Raw genomic sequence first — 25782 nt, 5'->3', positions numbered from 1 at the left:
GAAAATGTACATATTTATTCAAGCGTTAATGTACATATTTAAGTTAGCATTTATATAAAAAAAGCTCCGCGATAAAAGTTGCGGAGCTTCATAAGGTCGAGTTATGTCGTACTCACAAGGGATTTTAACATGGATGTTGTGGTAAAAATACTGGTGAATTTATCCTGTAATACCCCCACTGATTAGAGTTTCACTTCATTCGAAGGAATTCATATTTTATAAATTAGATTATGATAGTTGATATTCTCCATATTGACCAGAAAAGAACTAAAAATTCTAGTGAAATTCCAAGTGTTCGTTTCCTAGTTTTTTGAAATTCTTTTATTAAATAGCCAACAGCACTAATTGCTATAAGAATGAAAAGAATAAGTTCGAGTGTAACTGGCATTTTATCTACCCCTAATACATTAATTTGTTATATAGAGATTATAAGATATTTTTACGGCTAGTAGTGAAAAATTTAATAAAACTATCTCTAATGGAGTTTTGTTTGAACTTCTAAAAGTATTTTTGAAAACCATTGTACGTAAAGTTTCTGCGTATGTTTTTAGGAAACAAATTTTAGAAAAAGATAACAAAAAACCCGCTCCTCGTCGCCGTTGTAAGCAAAAGGGTGGGTTTTGTAAAAAATAAATGAGCCCTAATGGATATAATGTACAAAAGAAAAGAGGCTTTCTTATGAAAGGATAGACTTTCATGTGTCATCACTATTAATAATGATGTGTTATTTTTACATAGAAACGAATAAGGAACAGAACAAGTTATAGTTTAAAGGGATAAAATGGTGGGATTGTATTGAGAAATTTTTTTGAAACAATAATATTCAGAAAATTAAAAGTTTTACTGGAAGATTTTTGTTATTATGTTAGTAATCTATAGACAAAGGAGAAGGGGCTATATGAGTGTACATGTAATAAAAAAGGAAGAAATCAATTTACTTTTACATGAGTGGTATAGAGAAATTCGTTCACAGAATTTCTCTAAGGCAAAGGAATTAAAACAAAGTATTGATACAAAAGTTAATAGTATGGAAGAAGATCGAAAGAATACAGAGTTTTATTCACTTGTAGATTTTAGATTTAAAATGTTAAGTGCAGAGTTTTATCCCCATCAATCTGACATATCTAAGAATGATCTAAGAAAAATGAAGTTAGATGAAGCTCCATCAGATGAATCTTTATTATATTATTACCATTTCTTTAAGGCTTCTCATGCTACAGTAAACGGTGATTTTAAAGTGGCTGAAAAGCATTATGGAATAGCAGAATCTTTGTTGGGAAATATTCAGGATCCAATCGAAAAAGCAGAATTTAACTTTAAGCTATCAAGCTATTATTATCACGTTTGCCAGCCTATTTTAGTAATTCAATATGCAACTAGAGCAAGGAATACATTTGAAGGGTTGTACGGGTATAGCAGGAAGGTGGCAGCATGTGACAATGTTCTGGGTTTAGCATGTGTAAAGCTAAATGAATTTGAACAAGCAGAAGTTTATTTCATGTCGTCTCTGGATATTTTGAAAAAGCAGAATGAAGAGGAGCTAATGTTACGAGTTCGACATAGTTTAGGGGTTATGTATGCAGAGCAAAACCTATCTGATTTAGCACTTCGTTACTTATCAGAAGTATCACAAAAAATTCCGAATCACTTTAGAGCGATTTTTTTGGAAGCTAGAGAGAATTTAAAGTTAGGAAAGACAAAGCTTGCAGCGTCCTTAATTGAAAAAGGATTAATAATTTGTAATGAACTGGAACAAAAAGAATATGAACATCATTTTACAATTCTAAAAGAAATGAATGAGAATGTTTCTGCTGAAGAATTAGAGTTAGCCATTTCTAAAGGAATTTATTTCTTTAATGAAGTAGGTTTATGGCAATATGTACAGGAATATGCTGAAAAATTAGCGGTTAAATATCATGAAGAAGGAAATTCAATAAAATCTAGTGAATACTTCTATTTAGGATATAAAGAAAAAGAAAAAGGTTTTCAGAAAGGGGCTTTAAAATGAAAAGGATCATCAGCAGTTCAATTGGATTAATAATTACGGTCATACTATTAAATGGAGTAAATGTTTCAACGGACCAATTAAAGGTCAATACAACAAGTGTTATACAATATACGCATGGAGAGCCGTGGGGCTGAAGAAATATTGAAGTATAAAGAGTTGTTAGATCGAAGGATGATTACCGAAGAAGAGTTCTAAGTGAAGAAAAAGTAATTAATAAGTATATAAATAAAAAAACGCTCAGATGAGCGTTTTTTTATTTATATATTCGCAAGTAAAATAACATAATATCACTATGAATCCTTATAGCAATATGAATTTTTGCATATTTTAAAATTCAATATATCCCTCAAAAACTTTTAATTGTATAATATATTTTGTCATATTTTTAGATTTTTCGACATAAACCAACAAAAATAGAGAGCGTATTGGGAGAAGACATTATGTATACAAAACTATTAAAATCAATTACATCATTATCACTTATTGGTGGTGCGTTGTTATATACAAATGGTAGCGATGTAAAAGCTGCTGAAGTGGGTGTTTTTTCTGATGTGCCGACATCACATTGGTCATATCCTGCGATTAAAGATTTAGCGAGTAAAAATATTATTTCCGGTTATGGAAATGGGATATTTGGTTTTGGAGATGTTGCGACAAGGGAGCAAGTTGCGGCTTTAATTTATCGAGTGTTAGTACCGAATAAACAAGGCGGTTCGTTTAGTAATGATGGAACTCGTTACGTATTAAAGGATGGGTCTACGTTTAAAAATCCTTACGGTGATATTAATCAAAGTTCTACAATGTTTCCAGAAGAGGTATTAACTTTAACGAATTTAGGAGTTTTTAAAGGTGATGAAAATGGCCAATTTAGACCGAAAGCTTCTGTGAGTCGTGCGGAAATGGCACAAATTCTTACAAATGCTTTCCATCTTGCGGCAAAACAAAAACATACCTTTAAGGATGTTCCAAATCCATTTTGGGCAGAAAACGCAATTAGTGCAGTGCAGTCAAATGGAATCGCAGATGGCACAGGGAACGGGAATTTTGAACCGTATGGCACAGTAACACGTGAACAGTATGCGCAGTTTTTATATAAAACTTTGAAGTATAAAAATGCTGATGTGAAAGACACAGGAGATGCGGCATTATTAACAGCTTTTAAAGAGGAAGTACAAAAGCGTATTAATACATACGAGACAAATATTACACTTCCATATAAAACGAAAAACAATAATACAAACGAAGTGATGAATACACTTTTTAACGCATATAAAGAAGTTGCAAGTAAAAATGAGTATACAAATAATAATAGATCGAATGTTTCATATGGACTTTCTGGATCACCTGGAAATTATACATTTACACTTAAGATTACATATCGTGAAACGAAAGAACAGACGGAATATGTCATGAAACAAGCGAAAGCAATCGTTTCTTCTATTACTCAAGTTGGAATGGATGATCACGAAAAAGTGAAGGCGATTCATGATTACGTAGTAAAACATGTTTCTTATGATACGTCTTATAAAGCTTACACAGCATATGAAGCACTAGTAAATCGTTCTGCGGTTTGCCAAGGTTACGCACTATTAACTTATCAATTATTAAAAGAAGCAGGAATTGAAAATCATTTCGTGACAGGAACTGGGGACGGACAACCTCATGCTTGGAATTTAGTGAAAATCGAAAACAAATGGTATCACCTTGATACAACATTCGATGATCCGGTGCCAGATGAACAGGGCCGCGTAACGTATTCGTATTTCAATTTATCAGATGAACAAATCGCAAGAAATCATGAGTGGAACCGCGGAGACTATCCGCAAGCTACAACAAATTATTATAGTACACTGACAAACAAAATTGCGGCAGGTAGTACGAAAACGCCTGCATATCAGCAAATATTAAAAGATACAAAGTTAAACTATTTAGGAAATGAATATATCGTAAACAACTATACTGAATTAAAAAATAAAATGCAGCAGCGCTATAGTGCGAAACCAGAGAAAATTGAAGTGCTGTACAAGCAATCAATGAATGGTGCACTGCAAGATGTGAAAAAGGCAATTGGCGAAATCGATTATCCGAAAGGGGCAAATCGAGTTTCTTATAAAGCGGAGCCTTACAATGCGAAAGAAGGGTATTCTTTAGTGACAATTACGTTTACGTATTAAGAATGAGAAAAAAGCATCTGTTTCAGATGCTTTTTTTTATTATATTGATTCGACAAAATATGACAGGTGAAAACGAATTGGTCTGTTATGATAATTTTTGAAATTTTACATTTTGGAGGATTAATCATGAATAAAAAGAAGATTTTCGCTGCGTTAATAGGAATTGTAGCCTTATTTATAATTATTAATGTAGTTGTTACGAAAGAGAAAACGACATCAACCAGTGAAAAAATGTACTTTGAGAAAGAATATAATAAATTAGTAGATGAACATTTTGAAGAGACGCAAAAGTTGAAAAGTGATATGAGTGTGTTAGAAACTGAAAAAAAATCTCTTGATGAGCAAGTGAAGAAGTTAAAAGATGAGTTAGCGAAAAAAGAGCAACAAGTAGCACAGCAGCCGGTTCAACAAGAACAACCAAAGCAAGAACCACAACAACCAGCACCAGCGCAACAGCTGGAAAAGAAAGAAGAGCCAAAACCGGAACAACCTACTGGAGCATTCGAAAACCCTATGAAAAGCATAAACAAAACAGAGGCAATGAATAAAGTAAAAGAAAAAGCGAAGCAAGATTTCCAAGATGATTATATGACACAAAACTTTGTTGCGGAGGAACAATCAAAAGCATTTGATTTCTTAAACAGTATTGAAATTAAATCACAAGAAGAATTAAATGTAATGAAGAATGCATTGAAAGATTTTTCTAACGACTTTATGACCGCGAAGTTTGTTTATGAAGAGCAAATGAAGGCGAAGAATAAGCAAGGGTAAAACAAAAACGCTATCTTTTAAAAAGGTAGCGTTTTTGTTTTGGGTTATAAAGTTATTCCTACATTTGACATATACAGTCTAACTGTATAAAATGGAACTATTCAGTTGAACTATATAGTTTAGCTATATACTTATCGTTACATTGGAGGTCTTTATGAATAGAGATAAAAATTTACCATTAACGGAAACAACGTATTACGTTCTTTTAGCTTTATTAGAACCAGCCCATGGTTATTTAATTATGCAAAAGGTAGAGGAACTGAGTAATCATCAAGTGAAAATCGCAGCGGGTACACTGTATGGCGCGGTTGAAAATTTATTAAAACAAGGATTAATAGAATCAGTAAAAAGTGAAGATAAACGAAGAAAAGTGTATGTCATTACGGAACGAGGGAAAGAAGTATTACACTTAGACTTTATGAGAATGCAGCACATTATTGCGGTTACAAAAAGTTTATTACACGTATAGTTAGGGGGAAACGATGATGTGGAGATTGAAATTCTTTTTAGATTTTGAGAAAGAGGAAAAATGGTTAGAAGAGATGGCTTGGAAAGGCTATCAACTAGAAAGCAATACATTTGGTTATACATTTAGATATACAGAACCAGAAGATGCGACGATTAAAATAGACCATAGAGTATTTAGTAGAAAAAGTGACTTTATTAATTACTGCACATTATTTGAAGATAGTGGCTGGGAGCATATAGCTGGTAATCGGTGGTCAGGTACGCAATATTTTAAAAAGGTAGATGAAGAAAGTGAAGATGACATTTTTTCAGATCCAATGTCACGGGCAGGGAAGTATAAGCGTCTATCTAAAACATTTTTAGAATTAGCGATCTGTTATTTGCCGATATTATTTTTATTTATGTATAGTAATACAATGAATTTAGGAGCCTTTGTAAATCCGAAAGAACTATACTTGACGCCAGGATTATGGGATAAGCAAGGTGTATCATTTCTATGGTCATTGTTATTTGAAACGCCATTTGCATTAATGAGAGGACTTTTTTTGACATTTATCCCCGTTGCGACATGTATGTTTTTCGTTTGCTCGTATAAAGCAAATCGATTGTATGAAGAGAGAAGATGATAGGAGAAATCCCCTTAAAGTAGATACTTTGAGGGTTTTTTAATGTATAAATAGGGGATTTGGTAATCATTAACATTAATTCCTTTTTGTTTATGTTTAAATATGATATCATTTTGATAATATTCCTTAGGAGGATGATTATCATTAATATACTTTTAGGTATTATTGGAGCAATTGTTTTACTTGCCTTTGTTATCCATCCAGGAGTCCCAGACAAACGTGTCCCTCTACAAAATAAACTTGCAGTAATCCTTCCATTGATTGTTATAGCCGGTTTAATTTCTTTATATATATAATTAAAACAAGAATAACATTAAGATAGGTAGAGAAGTATATATCTGCTTTTCTACCTATGCGTAGTTTAATAAAAATGCTCATCAACATTTTCACTACTATTGTTCTTTTGTTAATTGCTGCATGGACTACAAAATGAACTAATACAGAGGGCCAGCATAAATAAATTATTGTATTTCTCAATAAATAAAACAACTTAACGTGGTAAAATAATAGTTGGACGGGAGTCCAATACATATTATTAAAATTAAGATGGTTCAAGTCGGAGGAAGGCACCTTAGGGTGTCTATTCTTTTTTATAAAAAGAAAATTGTACGTTTAGACGCATTTTAAATACAAAATAACCGATTCCTTATACGTTAAGAAACCGGTTATTTATTTCCCTACTTTTTTAGAGAGCCTTTTCTTATAATGGTCTTAAATCATAAATAAAAGATAGAGTAAAAACTATATAAGAAATAAATGTCACGAAAACAAGAAAACATATAAACTGAGAATTAGATACATATTGTTCTATTCTTTGTTTCATGTTAATTCGCATTATTTTTCAAATGTGAAGTATCAATTGGAATTTGAGCTTTCCAAGATCCAATTATTTTTCCAATTCTAGTTATATTTACGTCTAAAGTAAGGGGCTGTTTAAAAGCGTCTTTTCCTTTAGAATCTATAACAAATGTAGCAACACCTTCAGGTTTATCATTATCACGAATGCCTACATCATTTAATTTTTTACCTGCTGCCATAAGTTCAAAAGGAAGACGATCATCTGAATCATGGATAAATGATAGTCTCCCGTCATTTTTAATCTCAGGGTTTTCTTCTTGTTGTCCATTAATTTTACCATCACTTTCAAGATCTAATCCTGATGTATCAAATTCGAATGGTACTAAACTTCCGTCAGCTTTTTCCATTCTATAATGAACTGATATACGTGAATCTGCGATAAATAATTCTTTGAGATGTACAGTAATACTTTGATCTGTAATTTTTTCATCAATAGGAATATATTTACCATTCTTCATCATATCTTGTATGACACCATTTTCATCTCCTATTCCTTCATTTACAACTTTATCATTTGTAATTGCATCAGAAAAATATGAAGCAACATTTGTAGCCGCTACTTGTACTTGTGGAATCATTGCTGTTGTGAAAAGTGCTGCTGCAGCTACTGCTGTATAAATGAAACGTTTTGATTTTTTACTCATGTTTGTAAAGATTCCCTTCTTTTGTTGCTTTTTGTGATTTATATTAGAAACATTGTCTAACTTGGAACGACTTTCAAATGTTTTCCATGCTTGTTCTATATCAATTTTGATTTCTTGTGGTGAATTTGCAGATTCTTCATCTAGCATTACGTTTTCCCATTGATTTAATTTACTAATTTCTATTAATAAATCTTGGCATGCTTCACATGTATCTAGGTGCTTTGTGAATTCCTTTCTTATATCATGAGAAAGTTCTCCATCAATATATGTTTGAATAAACCCGATATCATAACATTTCATTTGTTATGCCTCCTCCATTTGTTTATAAATCTTGCGAAATTTCATTTTGGCTCGGACTAATAATGTTCCAATAGAAGATATTTCAATTTGAAGTACTTCTGCAATTTCTTTATATTGAAAACCAGAGAATTTCATTAGTAAAAGGGTTCGTTCTCGATCATTCATTTTATTTAGTATCGTTTGGACCTTTGTAATTTCTTCTTTTCTTATCCAATCATCGTCTAATGATGAAACATTTTGTACTTCATGGTATTGGATTTCTTTATCAATCTTCGCTTGTTGCCTTTTTTCAGATCGAAAATGGTTATAGGCTACATAAGTAGAAGATTTAATCAACCATCCAGGTATGTTTTCAATTCCTTTCCAATCGCTACGATATAATTGTAAAAATACTTCTTGCGCTAACTCTTCAGCGATAGATTGATCTTTAACAATCCAGATGATTTGTTTCACAGCGTAAGCATAGTACTGCTTAAATAAATCTTCAAAGGTCATATCAGAAGCATGACTTTCTTCATTTTCTATGGTTAACATGTTCGTTTAGACCTCACTTTCAATTTGATACCTGTATTATAGAGAAACCAGAAAAACAGATTTTGTGACAGTTTTTCTGGATATTTTTTTATATTTTTTATTATGTACTAAAAAAGCATTCATCTGATTAAAAGATAAATGAAAACATAAAAACTATAACTCTTGCAGTAGTTGTCTATTAATGTACAAGAAAACAGTTAGTTTGTTGCCAAATTGCATTTAAACGTACGATTTTCTTTTTTCTAAATAAGAGTCTTGCCTTAAAGAAGATAAATTTTCAATGGATGATTACGATGAATATATAGATAAAGTTCATCCATATATTTGTAGAAAGGAGGAATTCAAATGAAGAGAGATGATAATAAGATTGGTCACTTTATATCTGAAAAAGGAAAGGAAGATTTTCAAATTGCCTACGATGAATCAATGGCACTCCTTCCAAAACCTAACGAAACGAAAGATATAAAAACTAAATATGGCACAATTCGTGCTTATTACTTTACTAAAGAAGAAAACAAACATAAGGAACCAATACTCTTACTCCCTGGACGTGGTGCATCTACTCCAATGTGGGTCCCAAATTTAGAAGGGCTAAGGGAGAAAAGGCCTGTTTATACGATAGACTTACTCGGTGAACCTGGGATGAGTGTGCAAACGAAGGTGATTGAAAACCAAAAGCAACAAGCAGAATGGCTAAATGAAGTAATTGAAGGATTAGGTTTAGAAAAAGTGCATATCGTGGGTGTCTCCATTGGAGGCTGGACAACAATGAACTTGGCTAGATATAATCCTGAGCATATTGCTACGGCTAGTTTATTAGATCCAGTCTTTGTATTTGCGCAAATATCCATAAAAATGATTCTGGCATCTATTCCAGCTTCCGTTCCTATTGTACCTAAGTTTTTAAGAGAAAAGATGTTAAGCTATGTTTCTGGAGGAGCAGAAGCAAGTGACGATGAGCCTATCGCTAAGTTAATCGAGTCGGGTATGCGTAACTATAAACTGAAAACACCAGCGCCTGATTTATTTAGTAAAGAAGACTTAAAAAGTATTGATATTCCAGTGCTTGCACTTATGGCTGAAAAAAGTACAATGCACAATTCGGTAAAAGCAGTTGAAACTGGAAAAAAATACGTTAAAGATATTGATATAGTTAATTGGAAAAATGCATCTCACGCAATCAATGGTGAGTTCTCTAACGAGGTTAATGCTAGGATCCTTGATTTTGTAGAAAAGCATTCTAAGGATAACTAAGTTGAAAGTGGAAAATATGTTGTCATAACAACTTCATCTCTATATAGCTATTTAGGGGGTTTAGCCCATTTTTTATTTTGGCATAGTTTAATTCTTCTACTTTCATGAATATGTACAATTACATAAAATTTCAGTGGAAAAGAGAGTATACTTTCATATTGTGTAATAAAGATAAAGCCTGCCTACGGAAATAGGCGGGCTTTTTTTACTTATAAAGAAAAGACAACCTTTAAGGTGTCTTTCTTCGATTTGAAACATTTTACTAGGTTAAGTTTTTGTGATAATGAACTCTTTTAATTGGAATGAACCTACGCAGTACATCACTTTATTCTTAAGCATCATTCTCAACAAAAGTGAAGATTTTCATTATCTTTTTCACTACAAAGGGTAATAATTTAGAAGCTAAAAATGCAAGTACGAAAGCAATTCCCCATGTTTTCATCCATGATTTGAGAAATAAAGCTGTATATCCAACATTCATTGAAACCATGACGAAAGAGATAATACTAGATATACCTAAAATCATTAAGATATTAAAAATTAATGGTTCAAATTTTTTATTGATTTTCAAAATTAACACCTATTTTCTATATATGCTTTGCTGCCCGATTTCACCAACATCTAATCTTACAGTTTGAAATCTAGGTTGTCCAGTTTGTTTTATTTTTCTGCAATAGCAATATTATATGGAATAGAGTTTCACCATATTGCTATTAAACTAAAATTTTAAGATTGAACCTAAACGAAATTTAAAGTATCGAAGTTCATTTTGGAGGGGGATGTAATACTACATCTTACACTTAAACTGCACATTGCGTATTTTTTATGAAGAAAAGACACTCATATAAAAGTGTCTTTTCCGATAGTTTTTTAGCAGAAGCAAGCAGCTCCAACGATGATTAATAAAATAAACAATACAACTAATAAAGCAAATCCTCCAGCGAAGCCACAGCCACCACAACTACCACCAAAGCCCATAACAGTTCCTCCTTTTAATAGGAAGGGAAAACCAAGGGGTCACTCATGTGTTTTAACGGATTCCATTTACTGTATGCTTTTACGAATGAATGGAGCAGGTCCTTTTCAAAATAGATTTATCCCGCTATTTGTCGGGGAGTAAGACCTCGATTGATGAGGGCAGAATATATTCTTAGAAGGAATTCAAAGGCAAAATAGGAGAGTCTATATCATTCTTTAAAAGCGAATAAATGAAAAATAAAATATCCAAAAATATAGATAGAAATCCGCTTTTATACCTTTCAATAAAAGAATACTAGCATTATATATTATAAGGAATACTTGTCCTTAATTGTAAATGAAAGGGGGGAATTGGTATGAGTTATGGCTATGGTCACCCTCCAAAAAAATGCTGTGAACATCATAATGAAACTTTATCAACGGGTATATTACGTAGACATTCCGCTACGTTATTTCTTACTGTGGATGCTATGAATGTTGATCCCGACGATACTCGTAGAGTAACTGTTGAAATGTTTGATTGGTCATCTGGTTCTCCGGTATTGTTACCATTAATAGACCCTTCAACGCAAACATTGCCACCTAATCGATATGTTACTTTTCGTTCAGCAGCTCTTCCTCCAGCACTTTTTGCTTATGAAGTAAGAATCATTCGTCCGAAAGATAGAGATGTTGTTACGAATGTTTTTGGTCTTAGTGCAATCGTATTTAACCCACAAGAAGGAAATAATGTTTTACAACATGATTTAGCAAAATTAGACCTTAAATAGCTTTTATAAAAGTCTATTTATTGAGCATGATTAAAAAAAGAGTAGGATGTAATCCTACTCTTTTTTTAACGTTAACTAGAATTTTAAAAGAAATCCTTCATCATTTTAGCATCTTTAATATTCACTATCACACTGTCTACCTTATCTTTCTTCTCATTTTTAGCGATTGTAATTTGTTCTTTATTATCAACCCATACAAGAAATTCTTCTTTTGAGTCATCTTTATATGTAACGGTAATAGTAGAATGTGCAGATTCTCTCTTTTTTTGATCTAAAGTGATTGTTTTAGGTGTTCCATTTTGAACTGCTGAAACGATAGATTTTATCATTTCTTCGTTATCTGTTTGAGATTTGGAAGTAGTATGATTTGTTGTTTTTAGTATTTCAATGTCTGAAATATTTGCGGAGTTTAATTGAAAGGTATGTTGTGTGCGTTCTTGCTTAACTTGTGAAGCTTTATCTGTAGCCGAGGTGCTTGTACAACCTATTAAAGTGAAAGATAGAGCGGTTAGAGCGCATATAGATATGATTTTTTTCATAGTATCCCTCCTTAAATTTAATTATAACAATTTTCTGTTAATTTAGGTAGTTATTGTAAGGAGAAGATGTTTTAAAGTGGTAAATGATGTTGTTCATTTTCTATTAAAATTAAAATTCACATAATTTTTTTCATATTTTATGTTTAACATTTCGAAAATAGGTGTACTACATATAATATAACAAATAATTCATTTTAAAGGAGGAAGTTAAAGATGGAAACGAAGTATAGTAAACCTTTTGTATATGAATTTATTACGGAGAAAGAGGTCATGAATGCGGCGAATGATCTAGTGAAGAAAGGAATAGAACAAAAAGATATTTACGTGTTAACACATGAGAAAGAGAGGACAGATAGAATCGCAGATAATGCAGACGTGAACACGATTGGAATAAAAGAGGAAGGACTTGGGACAAGCATTATTAATGTCTTTCAAAAAACGGGAGATCAGTTAAGAAATAAGATGCAGGAGTTAGGGCTTAATGAGGAAGAAGCAAACTTCTACGAAGAAAAGCTGGATGAAGGAAAAATCTTGTTATTCGTTAAAGATTTAGAAAGAGTCGGTGAATGGTTACAAGAAAGAAGATGCACGTATTCTCTTTAAATTTGTATCCTTTAAATCTATAAATCTATTACGAAAAGGAGATGGGAAATATGAGTGAGAGCGGTCTAAAAGAACAAATTACGGGTAAAGTTGAAAAGAAAAAAGGACAAGTAAAAGAAGGGATTGGTGAAGTTACAGAAGATAGAGAGTTGAAAAATGAAGGGAAGTGGGAGAAGACGAAGGGAACTATAAAAGAAAAAGTCGGAAAAGTGAAACAAAAGATAAGTGATGGATTGGATAATAAAGAATAATACATGTTTATCAAGCTTTGGTTACATACCAAAGCTTGATAAATCAAATATAAAAACAATATAGGAGGTTTAATTGTGGGACTTATTATTACGTGTATTGTAGGTGGACTTATTGGTGCGTTAGCTGGAATGATTACGGGAAAAGACTTTCCTTTAGGTATAGTTGGTAATGTGATTGCCGGATTAATTGGATCTTGGGTAGGTAGTGCGTTATTTGGTCATTGGGGTCCTGAATGGGGAGGCATTTTCGTTCTTCCAGCGTTATTAGGTGCAATCGTCTTTATTTTAATCGTTACATTCTTCTCTAGAATGTTGCGGAAAGCGTAAGTATGATAATGAATAGTAATCTTAAGTTTATTATATATAGCTATAAAATTAATGAACTGATAAATATACATAAAAAAGCATCCAATTAAACTAATTTGGATGCTTTTTTAATGTAATCTACATAGGAATGAGTGGGGGATGAAGGCCCCCCACTCATTGAAATTACACTTTTTATTATGTATTAAACCGTCGTTACTTTTTCACAATTATTTATTCTTACGACCTGCCTCGGTTCTATATGAGATAAGTTCTCGTTATTACCTATATCAACTACAATTGTATTCGTTAGTATGTTAATAATGGAACCAACTAATTTTGTAGCATGATCGTGTCGATAAGAAAATTGAACGAAATCTCCCTTTTTAAAGCTGTGCTCTTCCATAGATAGATCCCCCTAAAAATAATGTTTATACATTATACATACACAAATTTATAAGTTTTAAACATTTGATAGTATTTTTTACGTGTTAAGCCGAGAAAGGTGTAGAAAATTTATCCCGCTTTAACGGGCAGTAAGACCCCCACCTCAAAATTTAGCAGAGCAAAGAAATTAGGTGGGGGATCAACTGCCCATAAAAGTCCGATTGGTTCAACTAATAATCAGTGGGGGATGAAGAAAACCCCCACTGATTAAAGTTTCACTTTATTTATAATAAAAATAAAAAAATATGTTTAAAACTAATTTTTATGGGTAATTAAATAGTAAAAGTTCTAGATAAGGGGGCGGAAATGATGAATTTGGAAATAAATATTTTGCAAAATGATGTAGGTTATACGGTACAACTTAATGGTGAGATTGATGCGTATACGGCATCAGATTTAAAAAATAAGGTAATGCCTATTACAAGCGAAAAAGAGGTTCATATCGTAGTAGATTTTCATAACGTAGATTATATGGATAGTACTGGTTTAGGTGTTTTTATAGCGCTATTAAAAGCAGTTAAGAAAAATGATGGAAAACTAGAGTTTATCGGTGTATCTAAAAGATTAAAAAGATTATTCGATATTACAGGGTTAACAGAAATATTAAATTTGAATTCCGATTTTGAAAAAGTAGAAAGAAGGTGACTAGGGATGATGGAGAGATTTGAAAAGATAGAAATGAAAATTCCTGCAAAGGCAGAATATGTGGCTATTATTCGTTTAACAATGGCTGGTGTTGCGAATCGAATGGGCTTTGCTTATGACGATATAGAAGATATGAAAATTGCTATTAGTGAGGCGTGTACAAACATTGTACAACATGCATACAAAGAAGACGTTGGAGAAATTACAATTGTCTTTGGGCTATATGAAGATCGATTAGAAATTATGGTTGCGGATAATGGGGTTAGCTTTGATTTTAATAACTTAAAAAGAAAAGTTGGTCCGTATGATATTAGTAAACCAGTAGAACATTTGCCGGAAAATGGTTTAGGTTTATATTTAATCAATACATTAATGGATGATATACAAATTATGCATGATGAGGGCATGACAGTTTTAATGACAAAATATATACAAAGAGAGCAGGTGGAGAATGATGGAAATCCAATCTCAACCTACAACTCTTACTAAAGAAGACGTTATTAAGCTAATTGCAGAATTCCAACAAAACCAATGTAATGAAGCGCAGGAAAGGTTAGTTGATCATTATAAAAATCTCGTATATTCCATTGCATATCGCTATTCAAAAGGCGGGCCGATGCATGAGGATATTATACAAGTAGGGATGTTAGGGCTCTTAGGTGCAATAAGAAGGTATGATTATTCGATAGGGAATGCTTTTGAGCCTTTTGCAATACCTACGATAGTAGGGGAAATAAAGAAGTATTTACGCGATAAAACTTGGGGCATTCACGTTCCAAGACGAATTAAAGATTTGGGCGGGAAAATTAAACTTGCGATAGAGGAGTTAACAGATCACCTGCAACGTTCACCGAAGATAATAGAAATTGCAAATCATTTAGGACTATCGGAAGAGGAAGTTCTAGAGATTATGGATGCGAAAAATAATTATCGAGTATCTTCCTTAGATGATGTAGTTGAAAATTCATCTGATGGAAGTTCGGTAGCGAGAATTGAATCTGTAGGTGAAGTAGAGCAAGGATATGAAGAGACAGAAAGGCGTCTCGTTTTAAAGGATATTTTTAACGTATTAAATGATACGGAAAAGAGTGTTATTCATTATATATTTGGAGAAAATTTAAATCAAAAAGATACAGGGGAACGGTTAGGTATTTCACAAATGCACGTTTCTCGTATTAAAAGACAAGCGATAAGTAAATTGAAGCAAGCCGCATTTTTAGATACATAAAAATTTAAAATAATTATGTTTAAAACATGAGAAAAGGGGTACTTATTAAGTATAGGAGGAGATATGAAAATGTCACACGATGTGAAAGAACTAATCGAAGGATTGAATGAAGATTTAGCAGGAGAATACTCAGCAATTATTATGTATAACCATAATGCAGCTACAGTTTCTGGTATATATAGACAAGTGTTAAAACCTTTCTTTGAATCTGAAATTAGTGATGAACAAGGACATGCCCTATATTTAGCGGAGAAAATTAAGACGCTAGGTGGTACACCTACTACGATCCCTTTACCAGTGAAACAAGTAGAAGATGTTAGAGAAATGTTAGAATCCGCTAGACAATCAGAATTTGAAACAATTAAGCGTTATGAAACGAGAAAAGAACAGGCAGCGAAATTAAATATGACAGAGTTAGTTGTAAAACTAGAAGATATGATTGCAGATGAAACTAATCATATGGAAGAATTAGATCGTCTTTTAAATGATAAAGCAATGGTGTTAAATTAAAAGTAGAAATTTATAGAGTGAAAGAACAAATTCCTATTTCTAGGGGTTTGTTCTTTTGTTGTATAAATATGTTTGAGTAAGAAATTTTCATTTTGTAACTGAGTATGTAATACTAGAAAAATAGAAAATGATAATAGATTTACATTTTAAATAAGAAAAGGGGAAATAACTTGTGTCCATTTTAATTGTTGATGATAATCCGGTTAACATATTTGTAATTGAGAAGATTTTAAAACAAGCCGGATATCATGATCTTGTATCGCTCAATTCTGCACAAGAGCTCTTCGAATACATACAGTTTGGAAAAGATTCTTCCAGGCATAATGAAATTGACTTAATACTATTAGATATTATGATGCCTGAAATTGATGGACTTGAAGTTTGTAGGCGATTACAAAAAGAGGAGAAGTTTAAAGATATCCCTATTATTTTTGTTACAGCTTTAGAGGATGCAAATAAATTGGCCGAAGCTCTTGATATGGGGGCAATGGATTATATTACGAAACCTATAAATAAAGTTGAACTATTAGCACGTATGCGTGTAGCATTACGCTTAAAATCAGAATTAAATTGGCATAAAGAACAAGAAGAAAATCTTCGTAATGAATTAGATTTAGCTACACAAGTGCAAAGAAACTTATTAAGTAGCCCATTAAGAGAAGATCATATAAAAATTGAAGCAAGTTACTTACCGTCATTCAAACTAGCTGGAGATATGTATTATTGGTACAAAATCGATGAAAATCGTTACGGTATTATATTATTAGATGTTATGGGACATGGTATATCTGCTTCATTAGTTTGTATGTTTATTTCGTCTGTATTACGTGAAACAATTAAATGTTTAATTGATCCAGAACTCGTTATTAAAGAGTTAAATAAATATATGACCCTTTTACATAATGAAAATGATAATATTCCTTATTATTTTACGGCCATATACTTAGTTGTTAATACAGAAGATAGAACAGTTGAATATGTAAATGCAGGGCATCCTGCTGGATATGTTTTAGTTGATGAAACAAATGTAGTTGAACTAGATCGCGGGAGTTGTGCGGTAGGATTTTTTGATGAAATAAAAGTTAAAAAAACAGTTATACCTTTTGAGAAGAACGCTCAAATATTATTGTTTACAGATGGTGTTCTTGAAGCAATTGCAAATGATGAATTTGAGTCTGAAGAGAAATTACGTACTTTTACAGAAAGAAAATGGGGAGATTTAGAAGGCGAGATAGAAGGGTTTTACAAGGAAGAACAAAAGAAAGCGCAATCAGATGATATGTGTCTCATTATGATACAAACGAATGCGAAATAAAAAGCGTATGAAATCCAAACAGAGGATTTCATACGTTTTTTATTGTATTTTTTGATAAATTTGTTCACTAGGATTAAATTGGGTATAATGTGGCATTATCTTTGAAAAACGAAGAGTTTCTTTATTTCCTAAACATAGAAATCCATTGTGACTTAAGCTTTCATAAAATAGTTGCTGCACTTGATTTTGAAGTTTACTTGTAAAGTAAATTAAAACGTTACGACAAAGTATAATATGAAACTCGTTAAAAGATTGATCGGTTACTAAATTATGCTGTGCAAAAATAATGTTTTGTAACAGTGAAGGATTAAAATAAGCAAAACGATTATCTGTTGAATAATAGTTAGAAAATGCTTGTGTACCGCCAGCTTGTAAATAGTTTTTCGTATAAGTTTGCATTTTATTTAACGGGAGGATGCCTTGTTTTGCTTTTTCTAACACATTTGTATTCATATCTGTTGCGTAAATAACCGACTTTTCACTTAATCCTTCTTCGTGAAGTAAGATGGACATCGATAATACTTCTTCACCAGTTGCGCATCCAGCATGCCAAATTCTAATTTCAGGTTGCTTTTTCAATTCAGGAATAACATGCTCTCTTAGTGCTTTAAAAAAGGCAGGGTTACGGAACATCTCAGTTACATTAATCGAGAAATCATTTAATAACTGTTCTAAAACCCCTTCCTCGTGAATTACTTTTTCAATTAATTTTGAAATGGTTGGGATATTAGAGAGCTGCATTCGATTACAAATCCTTCTATAAATAGATGTACGAGCATATTGGCGAAAATCAAATCCTGATAGTTTAAATACCGCTTCCAATAATAATTCAATTTCTAAGTTCGTGCGCTCATCCGTATCTACTGATGGATCAAAATTATAATACTTATTTTCCACTCCAACTAAACCTCACTTATTTTATTAACCATACACTCATTACCGAATAGAGTTGATGTAGGTTTAATGGTTTACTTATATAATCTGAAGCGCCAGCAGATAAACATTTTTCCTTATCATTTGGCATTGCTTTAGCAGTTAATGCGATAATAGGTATTTCATGTAACCCTAAGTTCATTCGGATATTTTCCATCGTTTCATAACCGTCCATATTAGGCATCATAATATCCATTAAAATAAGGTCAATATTTGTATTACTTTTTAGTATTTCTAAACACTCTAAGCCGTTTTGGGCAGTAATAATGTTGGCATTTTGTTTTTTTAATGCATTTTGTAACGTAAATATATTTCGATGATCATCATCGACAATTAAAATGGTTTTCTCTTGGAAGACGTTATTTGTTTCGGTAGTAACGATAGTTTCTTCAACAACTTCAGCAGGAATAACATCTTCTATCGTTGCTGCGACTTCTAAATTGGATAACTGTATATCATGTAATCCATTTGGAAGGCTAGGAATAAATACCGTGAAAGTACTACCTTCTCCTACATTACTCTCTAACGTAATCCAACCACCTAACAATCTAGCAAACTCTTTACAAATAGATAAACCTAGTCCTGTACCACCATACTTTCGAATCGTTGCTCCATCTGCCTGTTGAAAGGCTTCGAAAATAAGTTGATGCTGTTCTTTAGCGATACCAATACCAGTATCTTTTACTGAAATTGTAATCCAATCTTTACTTATAGACTGCATATCATGACTTAAATTGGTTGTTTCTATTGAATCGAAATGTAAAGAAACGGATCCTTTTTCTGTGAATTTAAATGCATTGGATAATAAGTTTTTAATAATTTGCTCGATCCGTTTTGCATCTGTATAAAACAGATTAGGAATCGTATCACTGTCTTCAATCGTAAATTCGACATTTTTTTGTGCAGCTATATGTAAAAAGTTTTGATGCATATTGGCTGCCATGTCACTTATGTTCGTTGCTTCAAAAATGATGTCTAGTTTGCCTGCTTCTACTTTAGATAAATCTAGTATGTCATTAATTAAAGTAAGTAAGTCTTTCCCTGATGAATGAATGACAGTTGCTAGTTCAATTTCATCATCCGATAAATGATTATCATGATTTTCTCTTAACATTTCAGATAATAGTAAAATACTATTTAACGGTGTGCGTAATTCATGTGACATATTTGCTAGGAACTCAGATTTGTATTTTGAGCTGCGTAACAACTCGCTTGCTTTTTCTTCTAATTCTGATTTGGTAATTTGTAAGTCAGCTGTCTTTTGTTCAGCTTCTTCAGTTCTAGACTCTAATTGTTCATTCGTTGTTCGTAATTCTTCAGCTTGCATTTGTAGTTCTTCAGCTTGCGTTTGTAATTCTTCTGATTGAACTTGTAACTCTTCTGTCATTGCTTGTGATTCATGTAAAAGAGTTTGAATTCGCATACGTCCTATAATGCTATGGATTGTTAAACCTAGATTATTAATAGTTTGTTGAATTAAATCTTGATGTAAGTCTGAAATCTCAGTTACACTTACTAACTCCATTACTGCAATCACCTCATCCTCAAATAAGATAGGGATGACTAGTAGATTTTTAGGACGTATTTCTAATACTCCGCTAGTGACATACCGAAACTCTTCTGGTATATCCCTGAGAATAAAACTTTTCTTTTCTAAGGCAGACTGTCCAATGAAACCTTCACCCATTTTAATGGATGGTTTTCCAATATCAGCACCTTGATCGGCGAAAGAAGCTTTTTTCACATAGTAGACAGTTTCTTCATATTCTTCACGTACATAAAATGCACCGCAAGAAGTTTGCGTTTTTTGTATAATTCCACTAAGAATTTTTTTACCTAACATCTCAATAGAAGATACACCTTGATACATTAAAATTAATTCTGCGAGCTCAGTTTGTAACCACTCTCTTTTCGATATTTCGTCTAGTAGGTGGTTCGTTGTATGAGCAAGATCTTTTATTTCATCATGTGTATTTACATGAATTCTTTCCGTAATTTTTTCTTTAGAAGAAATTGATTTAATAGCTTGAATTACATTTTTAATCGTTTTTGTAATGGAATTCGAAATATAGAGTGAAACGATAATGGAAATACAAGAAAGTAAGAACAATAAACTGTATAACCAAATCTCTAATTTATTATTTTCAATATCTAATTGTGCTGCTCTTTTTTTCGTTAATTGCTCCTCAGTGCTCCGGAAGTTAGTTACCTGTGACTGTAAGGACTGAATTTGAGTCGTGTCGATTGTTTGTACATTATTACTATTATTATTTGTAATGAGTGGGTGAATCTCTTTATTAATCCAACTAGTAATGTTTTCGTTAATCTGTTTTAATTTTTCTTGCTGAGAGGGGTTATCCTCTAATAAAGCAAAAAGATCATGATAATGTTTTTCGTAATCCTTTTCCGCAGAGTTAAGGGATTGCACGTAATTAGGGTTATTAGAAATGATAAACCCTTTCGCTTTATTTTCAATTGTTAGTAACTCTTTCTCCACTTGATTCGTTAAATTGAGAACTTTAAAATCGTGATCAATAATAAAATTACGAGATTTTTGTAAGCTGGAAATCTCATTGTTTAACATAATGAAAGAAACAAGTAAGAACAAAATGATAACTAAATAACCAGCCATAATTTTGTAGCGAATACTAAATTTTGCTTTCGAGTTCATTAAAAATTCCTACCTTCAAGGTTATTAAAACTTTTCTATTTTAAAGAATGAAAAACGTAATATATATTATATCAGTTTTCATAAGGCCAAACTAGAAATCCCCCTATTGTATTAGGGGGTTCTTTTTTTATAGAGGAAATCATTTTGAAATATAAAAACATATATGAAAGGTAGTAAACGAGGGAATAGAGGATAACAAACATTCTAAGAAGGGAAGAGTGTTCTTAAAGCTCTTTTTGCATCTATTCCTTCAAAAATAAATAATATAAGATCTTTCTTTTTTACAGTAAGGAAAAAGGATACTAGAGTGCTTAAATTTTTGATTGATGTCATTGTTCCATGTTTACTTATAAACAAATTAGCTTGAAATGTTGTCATTAAAGCATAAAAATGATGAATCTGAGTTATTGTAGGTGTTTCATTATAAGAAATAGTAGTAGAGTGAATGGCGTTCATCGTAATATTCCTTTCCATATAGTAAGCATAACAATATAAACATACCCGTTTTAAAAAATGTTAAACATATAAATAAGAAAAAATATAAGTATAGTTTTTTACGTTTAGAAAAGGTTAGGAAGGGTATACATATACTACAAAGAGATTGACTGAAGATGAATTGTAAGATGTCTATGTTTAGTAGATTAGTCTATCAAAATATACTTTTACTTTAAATAAAAAGGAGCCTGGTATACATGAATGAAATGATGATTGATATTACATTTGATTTAATTTACTTGTTAAGTAGTTCACTTGTAGTACTTTTACTATTCGCTTTTTTCGTAAATGGTTATGTTAATAAGAAGATTAGTGTATACAGAAATGAAGAAAAATAAAGATACATTATATAAAACTTTAGGAGGTTAATAGTTATGAATGTAGATAGAAAAATAGTAGGTGTTTTTAGAACAATTGATGATGCGGCACTCGTTATTAATGAATTAAATGATAAAGGATACTCAGCAGATAACATTTCAGCTATTGCGAAAGATCAAAAGGAAATTGAACACCTTGAAGAAAAATCGGGTGAAAAAGTAAATCATGAAACTGCACATAAAGCGGATATCTTTTCAGCGACAGGGCTTGTAGCAGGAGGTGTAGCAGGCGGACTCGGTGGTTTATTAACAGGTCTTGGTATACTTGCCGTTTCTGGAATGGGTCCAATCGTAGCAGCAGGACCGATCGCAGCAGCTATTGGAGGAGCCGGTATTGGCGGAGGAGCTGGAAGTTTAATAGGAGCATTTATAGGGTTAGGAATTCCAGAAGAACATGCTAAAAAGTATGAAGAATATATTTACGATGGCAATATATTAATTTTAGTAGATGCAAAATTAGATGATAAGTTAGAAATCTATAAAATATTTGATAAGCATAATGCCTATAACTCTGATTTCTTTAAATAAAATGTAAACAAAGTGAATATCGTTTTTTGATCTTACAACTTTGGCGCGGCCGAGGAGTCGTATGACTATAAGAGAGGAAGGGCCTATAGTAAAAGATCAAGTTCTATTATGTTATTTAAAAGGGAAGAGGTGCCTTTTCGTGATTGTAAAAATATTAAAGGATAGCAGTAATAGTTTCTTTTGTACAGTTCAAAATAAAAATGGAGACCAGTATGTGAAAAAATGGTTTAGCAAACATGAAAATAACAAAGAATTAAGGCGACCAACTTTTAAAGAAGTAGAAAAGGATTGGAAAGAAAATAGAGAATCGTTTATGTATCCCAATAATAAAGCTCTTTATTAAAATTAAACATAATGCGCGTTTCATTCTTACAAAACTGTCACATTCCTGTAAGGTAATTCAATAGATTAGTTGTTTGTTCCATGTCATAATAAAGACATAAGAAAGCTAATTAAAACTACAACTTATTAGGAGAGTGTCAGTCATGATTGTAACAACAACGTCTGGAATTCAAGGTAAAGAAATTATTGAGTATATCGATATTGTAAATGGTGAAGCTATTATGGGTGCAAATATTGTCCGCGATTTATTCGCTTCTGTTCGTGATGTTGTCGGTGGTCGTGCTGGTTCTTATGAAAGTAAGCTAAAAGAAGCTCGTGATATCGCAATGGACGAAATGAAAGAACTTGCAAAACAAAAAGGTGCGAACGCTATCGTTGGTATTGACGTAGATTACGAAGTTGTTCGTGATGGAATGTTAATGGTTGCTGTAAGTGGTACAGCTGTACGTATATAAGTAAATAAAAAACAGGCTCACCCCTTGAAGTTTGATATGCTCCCTATTAGGTAGACAGATAAAAAATAAAAATCTGTTATCTAAGGGGAGTATTTTTTATGGCTAGAATGAAATATTCTAAAGCTGAAAAATTGGCGATTTTAGCTCTTTATAAAGATGGTCATCATTCAATAGCTGACATTACGGCAAAGTTTTCTGTTGATCCTGGGACGATTAGAGATTGGAAAAGAAGGTATGAAGTGAATGGTGAAGACGGCCTAGAAGAAGCACTTTCTTGGAAGCGTTACTCAAAAGAGCTAAAGTTAGCAGCCGTCAATGATTATCTATCAGGACACGATTCGTTAAACAAGATTATCCAAAAATACAATATATCCAGTACTGCGGTTTTGAGAAAATGGATTAAAAAGTATAATAGTCATAGAGAACTAAATGATACCGGTAAAGGAATGACAAACTCTATGACAAGTAGAAGAAAAACAACGTTAGAAGAACGAATTCAAATTGTGAATTACTGTATACAACATCAGAAAAACTATCAGCTCACTGCCGAAAGTTATGAAGTTTCTTATCAACAAGTATATCAATGGGTCAAGAAGTTTGAAGCAAATGGTGAAGAAGCACTACAAGATAAACGCGGTCGAAAGAAAGAAGAATATGAATTAACAGCTGAAGAAAAGTTTAAACTGGAAATGAAACGTTTAGAACGAGAAAATGAACGATTACGTGCAGAAAATGCTTTTTTAAAAAAGTTAGAAGAACTCGAAAGGAGGCGTCGTTAACAAGCGTTCGTCTACAAAATAAATATAGAGCGATTCAAGATTTACATGCGCATGAAAATTTGGCAGTAATCCTTTTATGTGAAATTGCCGGTGTATCTCGTGCTGCTTATTATAAATGGCTACAGCGTACGCCAACAGCTAGAGAATTAGAGAATGAAGCAATTCTTCTGGATATTCAAGCTATTTATGCACGAGTAGAAGGCATTTATGGGTACCGAAGAATGAAATTAAATATTAATAGAATGTATCATAAAAAGTTTAATCACAAACGCATTTATCGCTTAATGCACATTGCTGGATTACAGTCCGTGATTCGTCGGAAAAGAAAGCGCTATGTTCCCTCAACTGCGCAATATGTCGCTGAAAACCGACTAAATCGTGAATTTACTGCAAGCAAACCCAATGAAAAATGGGTAACAGATGTCACGGAGTTCAAATTAGGAAACGGAAGGAAAACGTATTTAAGCGCCATTTTAGATCTTTATGATGGGTCTATTATTAGTTATGTATTGGAACATTCAAACAATAATAAATTGGTATTTCAAACATTGGATCAAGCTATCACTATATTAAAAGAGAATGAACATCCATTGATTCATAGTGATCGAGGGTATCAATATACGTCACATGGGTTTAAGAGAAAGATAGAAAAGGCAAAAATGATTCATAGCATGTCACGTGTAGGAAAATGTATAGATAATGGACCAATGGAATCGTTTTGGGGGACGTTGAAGTGTGAAAAGTATTACCTACATAAGTATGAGACATTTGAAGCGTTACAACAAGCGATAGATAATTATATCCAGTTTTACAATAATGAACGTTACCAAGAAAAATTAAACGGCTTAAGCCCATTAGAATACAGGGTTCAAGCCGCTTAAAGTGTTTTTTATTATTTCCACTGTCTACTTGACAGGGAGCTGTTCAGTTTATGCTTTGAGGGGGTTTTTTGTTTTTAAGTTGTAGAAGTAAACTCCAGTTGCAAGGGTAAAATGAAAAAGAGACAGTGATGCTACATATATGTAATGTGAGTGCAAACTTTATAATAAAGTTGTTATTTGAGATAATGGAAGAATTAGTGGTATAAATAATTTTATAGATAATAATCAAAATAGAGAAGACAGAATGTTCATGGATGGAATAGTTAGGGGGATTTTCCAATCTGTAATAAAAAACGGAGGTACCGAGAGCGGTTTACAGATGTCTACTACATAAAATTTATAATGGATTGGAGGCAATTTTTATGTTTTGGTTAGGAGGCTTTTTAGGATACATTGTAGGTTCTATTACTACATGTGCGCTACTTTACTTTGGTTATAGAGCCGAGAAGAACAAAAAAGCGGATATGCGAAAGAAAGAGGAGAGAAACATCAATAAAAAAGGTGTATAGGATGTGGAAGAAAAATTGATAACATTGATGCAAAAATAAAGGACAGTTACATATTTTATATGATTACTATGTACTGTCCCGCTTATTCCTTTTGAATTAGGAAAAATTGTTTCCTGTCTTGCTATAAATTTCATAAGCAAAAAAACCAAATAAATAGCCTATTCCGGATCCTAAACTAACTGAAAGTAGTAATGAATCAGGAGAAAATATGCCAACAATAATACCGATCAAACACCCTAAAAGCATTCCTATTGGTATTAAACTATCTAATAAAACTTGAGCGTTTTTTGATTTTTTCTTGCCTAAGTTACCGTTGTTATATTTATGTTTAAGACTTCTAATCACATATACTACAATTCCTCCGATTATTACAACAGGCGTAATTGCTGTGAGTAACCACATGTTAGAATCTCCTTTCGCTTTTTTAATTAAATTACATAAGCTACTTAAAATTCTATGCTACTAAATGGATTGATAGTTGAATGTACTCAATTTAATAACTCGTCAAAAACACTTTCCCTTTCGTTTTCTGTTAGTGATAGGTAAGGATTTGAAGTTATCTCTACCTTTTCCCCCACTCCACACC

The 25782-nt window shown here is 32.3% G+C and carries 33 protein-coding genes; 23 read left to right on the top strand and 10 right to left on the bottom strand.

Features of this window, described 5'->3' with window-relative positions:
* Positions 1 to 898: 898 nt before the first annotated feature.
* From CQ064_RS31850 to CQ064_RS33835, 7 genes are all read left to right on the top strand, one after another.
* Entirely contained in the window at positions 899 to 2008 is a 1110-nt protein-coding gene (locus CQ064_RS31850) for a response regulator aspartate phosphatase (protein ID WP_000110731.1), read from the top strand.
* Positions 2005 to 2142, top strand: coding sequence for a Phr family secreted Rap phosphatase inhibitor (locus CQ064_RS31845; protein WP_000821341.1), 138 nt, complete (start codon positions 2005 to 2007; stop codon positions 2140 to 2142). Before CQ064_RS31850 ends, CQ064_RS31845 begins: the two co-directional genes overlap by 4 nt.
* 306 nt (positions 2143 to 2448) lie before the next feature.
* Positions 2449 to 4182: an S-layer homology domain-containing protein gene (locus tag CQ064_RS31840; protein WP_000288185.1), complete on the top strand. Its 1734-nt coding sequence runs from the start codon at positions 2449 to 2451 to the stop codon at positions 4180 to 4182.
* Positions 4183 to 4308: 126 nt separating this feature from the next.
* Positions 4309 to 4953 carry a hypothetical protein gene (locus tag CQ064_RS31835; RefSeq protein WP_001035203.1) on the top strand — a complete coding sequence of 215 codons (645 nt, stop codon included), beginning with the start codon at positions 4309 to 4311 and terminating at the stop codon, positions 4951 to 4953.
* A 154-nt stretch (positions 4954 to 5107) separates the two neighbouring features.
* Positions 5108 to 5422, top strand: coding sequence for a PadR family transcriptional regulator (locus tag CQ064_RS31830; RefSeq protein WP_001078063.1), 315 nt, complete (start codon positions 5108 to 5110; stop codon positions 5420 to 5422).
* Positions 5423 to 5435: 13 nt separating this feature from the next.
* Positions 5436 to 6047 (top strand): DUF2812 domain-containing protein, encoded by a 612-nt coding sequence (locus CQ064_RS31825; protein WP_003269697.1) that lies wholly within the window; start codon positions 5436 to 5438, stop codon positions 6045 to 6047.
* A 134-nt stretch (positions 6048 to 6181) separates the two neighbouring features.
* A complete protein-coding gene (locus CQ064_RS33835) occupies positions 6182 to 6343 on the top strand; it encodes a hypothetical protein (RefSeq protein WP_000583951.1) in 162 nt (53 codons plus the stop codon).
* Between the two features lie 528 nt (positions 6344 to 6871).
* Here the strand turns inward: CQ064_RS33835 and CQ064_RS31820 are convergent.
* Both CQ064_RS31820 and CQ064_RS31815 read right to left on the bottom strand, forming a co-directional pair.
* Positions 6872 to 7849 carry a DUF4179 domain-containing protein gene (locus CQ064_RS31820; RefSeq protein WP_000650404.1) on the bottom strand — a complete coding sequence of 326 codons (978 nt, stop codon included), beginning with the start codon at positions 7847 to 7849 and terminating at the stop codon, positions 6872 to 6874.
* 3 nt (positions 7850 to 7852) lie between these two features.
* Complete coding sequence (locus CQ064_RS31815) at positions 7853 to 8383, bottom strand: RNA polymerase sigma factor SigX (RefSeq protein ID WP_000955505.1); 531 nt, start codon at positions 8381 to 8383, stop codon at positions 7853 to 7855.
* Between the two features lie 345 nt (positions 8384 to 8728).
* On the opposite strand from CQ064_RS31815, the gene CQ064_RS31810 reads away from it, so the two are divergent.
* Complete coding sequence (locus CQ064_RS31810) at positions 8729 to 9637, top strand: alpha/beta fold hydrolase (protein ID WP_000817352.1); 909 nt, start codon at positions 8729 to 8731, stop codon at positions 9635 to 9637.
* A 331-nt stretch (positions 9638 to 9968) separates the two neighbouring features.
* Here CQ064_RS31810 and CQ064_RS31805 read toward each other — a convergent pair whose 3' ends face one another.
* Together CQ064_RS31805 and CQ064_RS31800 are read right to left on the bottom strand one after the other, a co-directional pair.
* The gene (locus CQ064_RS31805; RefSeq protein WP_000700226.1) at positions 9969 to 10208 is read right to left on the bottom strand and encodes a DUF2798 domain-containing protein; all 240 of its coding nucleotides are present in this window, start codon (positions 10206 to 10208) and stop codon (positions 9969 to 9971) included.
* A gap of 299 nt (positions 10209 to 10507) precedes the next feature.
* Positions 10508 to 10615 (bottom strand): YjcZ family sporulation protein, encoded by a 108-nt coding sequence (locus CQ064_RS31800; protein ID WP_000505670.1) that lies wholly within the window; start codon positions 10613 to 10615, stop codon positions 10508 to 10510.
* 356 nt (positions 10616 to 10971) lie between these two features.
* Here CQ064_RS31800 and CQ064_RS31795 point away from each other — a divergent pair, with 356 nt between their 5' ends.
* The gene (locus tag CQ064_RS31795; protein ID WP_000120208.1) at positions 10972 to 11385 is read left to right on the top strand and encodes a hypothetical protein; all 414 of its coding nucleotides are present in this window, start codon (positions 10972 to 10974) and stop codon (positions 11383 to 11385) included.
* An 83-nt stretch (positions 11386 to 11468) separates the two neighbouring features.
* Here CQ064_RS31795 and CQ064_RS31790 read toward each other — a convergent pair whose 3' ends face one another.
* A complete protein-coding gene (locus CQ064_RS31790; protein WP_000720864.1) occupies positions 11469 to 11924 on the bottom strand; it encodes a hypothetical protein in 456 nt (151 codons plus the stop codon).
* Between the two features lie 213 nt (positions 11925 to 12137).
* On the opposite strand from CQ064_RS31790, the gene CQ064_RS31785 reads away from it, so the two are divergent.
* From CQ064_RS31785 to CQ064_RS31775, 3 genes are all read left to right on the top strand, one after another.
* Entirely contained in the window at positions 12138 to 12527 is a 390-nt protein-coding gene (locus CQ064_RS31785) for a YflT domain-containing protein (RefSeq protein ID WP_000448820.1), read from the top strand.
* Between the two features lie 50 nt (positions 12528 to 12577).
* Positions 12578 to 12778 (top strand): CsbD family protein, encoded by a 201-nt coding sequence (locus CQ064_RS31780; protein ID WP_000004263.1) that lies wholly within the window; start codon positions 12578 to 12580, stop codon positions 12776 to 12778.
* Positions 12779 to 12853: 75 nt separating this feature from the next.
* Positions 12854 to 13105, top strand: coding sequence for a GlsB/YeaQ/YmgE family stress response membrane protein (locus tag CQ064_RS31775; RefSeq protein ID WP_000522903.1), 252 nt, complete (start codon positions 12854 to 12856; stop codon positions 13103 to 13105).
* Between the two features lie 181 nt (positions 13106 to 13286).
* Here the strand turns inward: CQ064_RS31775 and CQ064_RS31770 are convergent, their stop codons facing one another.
* Entirely contained in the window at positions 13287 to 13487 is a 201-nt protein-coding gene (locus CQ064_RS31770; RefSeq protein ID WP_000391019.1) for a hypothetical protein, read from the bottom strand.
* A gap of 347 nt (positions 13488 to 13834) precedes the next feature.
* Between CQ064_RS31770 and rsbV the strand changes: the two genes are divergently transcribed.
* From rsbV to CQ064_RS31745, 5 genes are all read left to right on the top strand, one after another.
* Complete coding sequence (gene rsbV, locus CQ064_RS31765) at positions 13835 to 14173, top strand: anti sigma b factor antagonist RsbV (protein ID WP_002106052.1); 339 nt, start codon at positions 13835 to 13837, stop codon at positions 14171 to 14173.
* A 6-nt stretch (positions 14174 to 14179) separates the two neighbouring features.
* Positions 14180 to 14662, top strand: a complete 483-nt coding sequence (rsbW, locus tag CQ064_RS31760; protein WP_003269702.1) for an anti-sigma B factor RsbW — start codon at positions 14180 to 14182, stop codon at positions 14660 to 14662.
* On the top strand, positions 14625 to 15401 hold the full coding sequence (gene sigB, locus CQ064_RS31755) for an RNA polymerase sigma factor SigB (protein ID WP_015055091.1): 777 nt from the start codon (positions 14625 to 14627) through the stop codon (positions 15399 to 15401). Before rsbW ends, sigB begins: the two co-directional genes overlap by 38 nt.
* A gap of 69 nt (positions 15402 to 15470) precedes the next feature.
* Positions 15471 to 15911 (top strand): ferritin-like domain-containing protein, encoded by a 441-nt coding sequence (locus CQ064_RS31750; RefSeq protein ID WP_000017752.1) that lies wholly within the window; start codon positions 15471 to 15473, stop codon positions 15909 to 15911.
* A gap of 172 nt (positions 15912 to 16083) precedes the next feature.
* Positions 16084 to 17226, top strand: coding sequence for a fused response regulator/phosphatase (locus tag CQ064_RS31745; RefSeq protein WP_000025512.1), 1143 nt, complete (start codon positions 16084 to 16086; stop codon positions 17224 to 17226).
* 39 nt (positions 17227 to 17265) lie between these two features.
* Here the strand turns inward: CQ064_RS31745 and CQ064_RS31740 are convergent, their stop codons facing one another.
* The 3 genes from CQ064_RS31740 to CQ064_RS31730 form a co-directional block, all read right to left on the bottom strand.
* Positions 17266 to 18123 (bottom strand): CheR family methyltransferase, encoded by an 858-nt coding sequence (locus CQ064_RS31740; protein ID WP_000429045.1) that lies wholly within the window; start codon positions 18121 to 18123, stop codon positions 17266 to 17268.
* Between the two features lie 16 nt (positions 18124 to 18139).
* Positions 18140 to 20830, bottom strand: coding sequence for an ATP-binding protein (locus CQ064_RS31735; protein WP_001084964.1), 2691 nt, complete (start codon positions 20828 to 20830; stop codon positions 18140 to 18142).
* A 204-nt stretch (positions 20831 to 21034) separates the two neighbouring features.
* Positions 21035 to 21286 (bottom strand): hypothetical protein, encoded by a 252-nt coding sequence (locus CQ064_RS31730; RefSeq protein WP_000991350.1) that lies wholly within the window; start codon positions 21284 to 21286, stop codon positions 21035 to 21037.
* A gap of 236 nt (positions 21287 to 21522) precedes the next feature.
* Here CQ064_RS31730 and CQ064_RS33830 point away from each other — a divergent pair, with 236 nt between their 5' ends.
* From CQ064_RS33830 to CQ064_RS33825, 6 genes are all read left to right on the top strand, one after another.
* Positions 21523 to 21663 carry a hypothetical protein gene (locus tag CQ064_RS33830; RefSeq protein WP_001004567.1) on the top strand — a complete coding sequence of 47 codons (141 nt, stop codon included), beginning with the start codon at positions 21523 to 21525 and terminating at the stop codon, positions 21661 to 21663.
* Between the two features lie 36 nt (positions 21664 to 21699).
* Positions 21700 to 22230: a general stress protein gene (locus CQ064_RS31720; protein WP_001100088.1), complete on the top strand. Its 531-nt coding sequence runs from the start codon at positions 21700 to 21702 to the stop codon at positions 22228 to 22230.
* Between the two features lie 139 nt (positions 22231 to 22369).
* Positions 22370 to 22573 (top strand): DUF4028 family protein, encoded by a 204-nt coding sequence (locus tag CQ064_RS31715; protein WP_003269707.1) that lies wholly within the window; start codon positions 22370 to 22372, stop codon positions 22571 to 22573.
* A gap of 142 nt (positions 22574 to 22715) precedes the next feature.
* Positions 22716 to 23027: a YbjQ family protein gene (locus tag CQ064_RS31710; protein ID WP_000637510.1), complete on the top strand. Its 312-nt coding sequence runs from the start codon at positions 22716 to 22718 to the stop codon at positions 23025 to 23027.
* 98 nt (positions 23028 to 23125) lie between these two features.
* Positions 23126 to 24687, top strand: a protein-coding gene (locus CQ064_RS31705) for an IS3 family transposase (protein WP_087942375.1) whose coding sequence is annotated in 2 segments (ribosomal slippage) — positions 23126 to 23759 and positions 23759 to 24687 — 1563 coding nt in all. Because the reading frame shifts where the segments join, the coding sequence is not laid out codon by codon here.
* A 362-nt stretch (positions 24688 to 25049) separates the two neighbouring features.
* Complete coding sequence (locus tag CQ064_RS33825; protein ID WP_000498642.1) at positions 25050 to 25196, top strand: hypothetical protein; 147 nt, start codon at positions 25050 to 25052, stop codon at positions 25194 to 25196.
* Positions 25197 to 25292: 96 nt separating this feature from the next.
* Here the strand turns inward: CQ064_RS33825 and CQ064_RS31700 are convergent, their stop codons facing one another.
* Positions 25293 to 25598, bottom strand: coding sequence for a hypothetical protein (locus CQ064_RS31700; protein WP_000266577.1), 306 nt, complete (start codon positions 25596 to 25598; stop codon positions 25293 to 25295).
* Positions 25599 to 25782 lie beyond the last annotated feature (184 nt).

This window comes from Bacillus sp. MYb78, from assembly GCF_002975115.1.
In the GTDB taxonomy this organism is placed as follows: Bacteria; Bacillota; Bacilli; order Bacillales; family Bacillaceae_G; genus Bacillus_A; species Bacillus_A cereus.
This window is presented reverse-complemented; position numbering and strand designations above follow the sequence as displayed.